This window comes from Elizabethkingia occulta, assembly GCF_002023715.1.
In the GTDB taxonomy this organism is placed as follows: Bacteria; Bacteroidota; Bacteroidia; order Flavobacteriales; family Weeksellaceae; genus Elizabethkingia; species Elizabethkingia occulta.
In genome coordinates this window covers 1-5,541 of the sequence record NZ_MAHX01000009.1, presented here as the reverse complement: position 1 = coordinate 5,541, position 5,541 = coordinate 1, and the positions used below count along the sequence as shown (strand labels likewise).

2 tRNA genes and 3 rRNA genes are annotated in these 5,541 nt (G+C 46.2%); all 5 read right to left on the bottom strand.

Going from position 1 to position 5,541, the window contains the following annotated elements:
• Window positions 1-142: 142 nt before the first annotated feature.
• The 5 genes from rrf to BAZ10_RS06360 all read right to left on the bottom strand — a co-directional run bounded on the left by rrf (window position 143) and on the right by BAZ10_RS06360 (window position 5,255).
• A 5S ribosomal RNA gene (rrf, locus tag BAZ10_RS06380) occupies window positions 143-250 on the bottom strand.
• A gap of 188 nt (window positions 251-438) precedes the next feature.
• Window positions 439-3,212: ribosomal RNA gene (locus BAZ10_RS06375) — 23S ribosomal RNA — on the bottom strand.
• Window positions 3,213-3,373: 161 nt separating this feature from the next.
• Window positions 3,374-3,447 (bottom strand) — tRNA-Ala (locus tag BAZ10_RS06370).
• A gap of 12 nt (window positions 3,448-3,459) precedes the next feature.
• Window positions 3,460-3,533 (bottom strand) — tRNA-Ile (locus tag BAZ10_RS06365).
• Between the two features lie 205 nt (window positions 3,534-3,738).
• Window positions 3,739-5,255, bottom strand: a 16S ribosomal RNA gene (locus tag BAZ10_RS06360).
• The 16S, 23S and 5S rRNA genes sit together here with 2 tRNA genes alongside, the layout of an rRNA operon.
• Window positions 5,256-5,541: the final 286 nt, after the last annotated feature.

Here is a 5,541-nt window from a genome sequence, read left to right as displayed (position 1 = left end):
ATTATAACCATTCTGGTTGGTTAATAGTTAGGTATATTGAGTTGAGTTATTTTGGATGGATTGTGTGGATAGTTTAGGAATAGTAATATCCTAAAAACGAAAAAGCCTCTGCATTATTATGCAAAGGCTTTTCAAAAATAAAAACTGGCGGCGACCTACTCTCCCGCGTTAGCAGTACCATCGGCGCTGGTGGGCTTAACTTCTGTGTTCGGAATGGGAACAGGTGAGCCCCACCGCTATAACCACCCTAAAGTTTGTTATATATTTTAGAACTTAGAATTTTAGACCTTAGATATTAGATTTATGCAATCTAATTTCTAACTTCTTCCTTCTAATTTCTTTCTCGGTAGTTTCAACATCACAAAGGCATAACCTTTAGCGCACTCCTTAAGTATTTTTGCAAAGCTTACTTATTGCTTTTAGCTTTAAGCCTGATTAGGCTATAAATCTACGGGTAATTAGTACTACTCGGCTATGACATTACTGCCTTTACACCTATAGCCTATCAACGTCGTCATCTACAACGACCCTTAAAAGATGTCTCATCTTGAGGCGAGTTTCGCACTTATATGCTTTCAGTGCTTATCTCTTCCAAACATAGCTACTCAGCGGTGCACCTGGCGGTACAACTGATACACCAGAGGTTTGTTCAATTCGGTCCTCTCGTACTAGAATCAAGCCCTCTCAAACATCTAACGCCCGCAATAGATAGAGACCGAACTGTCTCACGACGTTCTGAACCCAGCTCGCGTGCCACTTTAATGGGCGAACAGCCCAACCCTTGGGACCTTCTCCAGCCCCAGGATGTGACGAGCCGACATCGAGGTGCCGAACCTCCCCGTCGATGTGAGCTCTTGGGGGAGACTAGCCTGTTATCCCCGGAGTACCTTTTATCCTATGAGCGATGGCCCTTCCATACGGAACCACCGGATCACTATGTCCTGCTTTCGCACCTGATCGACTTGTAGGTCTCACAGTCAAGCACCCTTATGCCATTACACTCTACGCACGGTTACCAAGCGTGCTGAGGGTACCTTTGAAAGCCTCCGTTACTCTTTTGGAGGCGACCACCCCAGTCAAACTACCCACCACGCAATGTCCTTCCGTAGAAGTTAGGCTCCAAGTAAACAAAGGGTGGTATTTCAACGTTGGCTCCACAAACACTAGCGTGCCTGCTTCACTGCCTCCCACCTATCCTACACATTGTTTACTCGAAGTCAATACGAAGTTATAGTAAAGGTTCACAGGGTCTTTTCGTCCCATTGCGGGTAATCGGCATCTTCACCGATACTACAATTTCACCGAGCTCGTGGCTGAGACAGTGCCCAGATCGTTACACCATTCGTGCAGGTCGGAACTTACCCGACAAGGAATTTCGCTACCTTAGGACCGTTATAGTTACGGCCGCCGTTTACTGGGGCTTCAGTCAAACGCTTCGCTTACGCTAACGCCCTTCCTTAACCTTCCAGCACCGGGCAGGTGTCAGACCCTATACAGCATCTTTCGATTTAGCAGAGTCCTGTGTTTTTGATAAACAGTCGCCTGGGCCTCTTCACTGCGGCCTCCCCGGAGGGAGGCGTCTCTTCTTCCGAAGTTACGAGACTATTTTGCCTAGTTCCTTAGCCACGACTCACTCGAGCACCTTAGGATTCTCTCCTCGACTACCTGTGTCGGTTTTGGTACGGGCAGTATATTTCGCTTTTCTTGGAAGCGGGTCCCCAGGATTATCAGCGCATCCGAAGATTTGCTGTACTATCGTAACCTCTCAGTTACTTCAACGTACTATTCCGTCAGTACGCACCTAGTTTCCAACTCCGTCACTTTTATTAATATACTGGTACGGGAATATTAACCCGTTGTCCATCCACTACGCCTGTCGGCTTCGCGTTAGGCCCCGACTAACCCTCAGCTGATTAGCATGGCTGAGGAAACCTTAGTCTTTCGGTGAGGGGGTTTCTCGCCCCCTTTATCGTTACTTATGCCTACATTTTCTTTTCTATCCGCTCCACAATACCTCACAGTACTGCTTCGGCGCAAATAGAATGCTCCCCTACCCAGTATTAAATACTGCCATAGCTTCGGTAATATGCTTATGCCCGATTATTATCCATGCCGGACCGCTCGACTAGTGAGCTGTTACGCACTCTTTAAATGAATGGCTGCTTCCAAGCCAACATCCTAGCTGTCAATGCAGTCCAACCGCGTTCTTTCAACTTAGCATATATTTAGGGACCTTAGCTGTTGGTCTGGGTTCTTTCCCTCTCGGACATGGACCTTAGCACCCATGCCCTCACTGCCGACAATCATTTATTAGCATTCGGAGTTTGTCAGGAATTGGTAGGCGATGAAACCCCCGCATCCAATCAGTAGCTCTACCTCTAATAAACTATATCGACGCTGCACCTAAATGCATTTCGGGGAGTACGAGCTATCTCCCAGTTTGATTGGCCTTTCACCCCTACCCACAGGTCATCCGAAGACTTTTCAACGTCAACCGGTTCGGTCCTCCACTTTGTGTTACCAAAGCTTCAACCTGCCCATGGGTAGATCACAAGGTTTCGCGTCTAATCCCACTAACTATCCGCCCTATTCAGACTCGCTTTCGCTACGGCTCCGGACCTTAAGTCCTTAACCTCGCTAGTAAGATTAACTCGTAGGCTCATTATGCAAAAGGCACGCCGTCACAGCATATAGCTGCTCCGACCGCTTGTAGGCGTACGGTTTCAGGTTCTATTTCACCCTTCTATTCGAAGTGCTTTTCACCTTTCCTTCACAGTACTTGTTCACTATCGGTCTTTCAGGAGTATTTAGCCTTGGAGGATGGTCCCCCCATATTCAGACAGGATTTCACGTGTCCCGCCCTACTCATTTATCATCTATGTATGCCTTTCATATACGGGGCTATCACCCTCTATGGCCACACTTTCCAGTGTGTTCTATTAAACATATAAAGACTTTTGGGCTAATCCGCTTTCGCTCGCCACTACTTACGGAATCTCTTCGATTTCTTTTCCTCCGGGTACTTAGATGTTTCAGTTCTCCGGGTTTGCTCCCATTGCTGGGTGACATATCTTCAATATGCCGGGTTGCCCCATTCGGACATCTGCGGATCAATTCGTGTGTGCCAATCCCCGCAGCTTTTCGCAGCTTACCACGTCCTTCTTCGCCTCTGAAAGCCTAGGCATCCGCCATACGCCCTTAACGATTTCTTTCCTAATTTTATTTTACTCTGCACTCAAGGAGTGCTCGGTTATCTCTTTGTGATGTCAATTTTACCGTTAATGTCAATGATCTTTTTATTCTTTCTATCTTCCTGATAAACGAATATTTATTTTGGCTCTATTCGTATACTGGTATCAGTCCAACAAAACTGTGGAGAATAAGGGAGTCGAACCCTTGACCTCCTGCGTGCAAGGCAGGCGCTCTAGCCAGCTGAGCTAATTCCCCTTTTTCAATTAGTAGTCTCGGGCAGGCTCGAACTGCCGACCTCTACATTATCAGTGTAGCGCTCTAACCAGCTGAGCTACGAGACTTCGTTCTTAATTTCAAATTTTAAATCTTTAATTTTAAATTCAATCTAAAATCTATAATTCATAATCTAAAATCTCTCTATCCCTGTTACTAATCTAAAGGGTTATTTCTTAAATAGCAACCAAAGTAAAACCAAAGCTGTGCTTTGTTTAAGTAAGCAGTACATTTAAGTACCTTAATTTTGTTTATCGTCCTTAAGACGCTCTAAAATGAGATGTTCCAGCCGCACCTTCCGGTACGGCTACCTTGTTACGACTTAGCCCTAGTTACTAGTTTTACCCTAGGCAGCTCCTGTTACGGTCACCGACTTCAGGTACCCCCAGCTTCCATGGCTTGACGGGCGGTGTGTACAAGGCCCGGGAACGTATTCACCGCGCCATGGCTGATGCGCGATTACTAGCGATTCCAGCTTCATAGAGTCGAGTTGCAGACTCCAATCCGAACTGAGACCGGCTTTCGAGATTTGCATCCTATCACTAGGTAGCTGCCCTCTGTACCGGCCATTGTAGCACGTGTGTGGCCCAAGACGTAAGGGCCGTGATGATTTGACGTCATCCCCACCTTCCTCTCTACTTGCGTAGGCAGTCTCACTAGAGTCCTCAACTTAATGTTAGCAACTAGTGACAGGGGTTGCGCTCGTTGCAGGACTTAACCTAACACCTCACGGCACGAGCTGACGACAACCATGCAGCACCTTGAAAAATGTCCGAAGAAAACTCTATTTCTAAAGCTGTCATTTCCCATTTAAGTCTTGGTAAGGTTCCTCGCGTATCATCGAATTAAACCACATGCTCCACCGCTTGTGCGGGCCCCCGTCAATTCCTTTGAGTTTCATTCTTGCGAACGTACTCCCCAGGTGGATTACTTATCACTTTCGCTTAGTCTCTGAATCCTAAAACCCAAAAACGAGTAATCATCGTTTACGGCGTGGACTACCAGGGTATCTAATCCTGTTCGCTCCCCACGCTTTCGTCCATCAGCGTCAGTTAAGACTTAGTGACCTGCCTTCGCAATTGGTGTTCTAAGTAATATCTATGCATTTCACCGCTACACTACTTATTCCAGCCACTTCAACCTTACTCAAGACTAACAGTATCAATGGCAGTTCGACAGTTAAGCTGTCGGATTTCACCACTGACTTATCAGTCCGCCTACGGACCCTTTAAACCCAATAAATCCGGATAACGCTTGCACCCTCCGTATTACCGCGGCTGCTGGCACGGAGTTAGCCGGTGCTTATTCATCTGGTACCTTCAGCTACTTACACGTAAGTAGGTTTATCCCCAGATAAAAGTAGTTTACAACCCATAGGGCCGTCTTCCTACACGCGGGATGGCTGGATCAGGCTTTCACCCATTGTCCAATATTCCTCACTGCTGCCTCCCGTAGGAGTCTGGTCCGTGTCTCAGTACCAGTGTGGGGGATCACCCTCTCAGGCCCCCTAAAGATCGTCGCCTTGGTGAGCCGTTACCTCACCAACTAGCTAATCTTGCGCGTGCCCATCTTTATCCACCGTAGTTTTCAATATAATCCGATGCCGAATCATATATTATAGGGTATTAATCTTCCTTTCGAAAGGCTATCCCCTTGATAAAGGCAGGTTGCACACGTGTTCCGCACCCGTACGCCGCTCTCAAGATTCCGAAGAATCTCTACCGCTCGGCTTGCATGTGTTAGGCCTCCCGCTAGCGTTCATCCTGAGCCAGGATCAAACTCTCCATTGTATGTTTGTTTCCTTAAACTGAGGCTCAATTTAAAATTGACGCTTTGGTTTTTCCTTACTTGGTTGTTATTTTATTTTCAATGATCTTTTATTCTTTTCGCTTCCTCCAAAATCTCTTCTGTCAGTGTTTCAGATTTGCGAGTGCAAAGATAAAAACTTTTTCCGATTTACAAAAACTTTTTTGAAGTTTTTTTTCAGTCATATTTATTAACTCTACTCCGCTTAAACAGTTCTTTTATTAACCATTTTTGCGTGGGCAAAACTAATAAATTTTATTAACATGACCA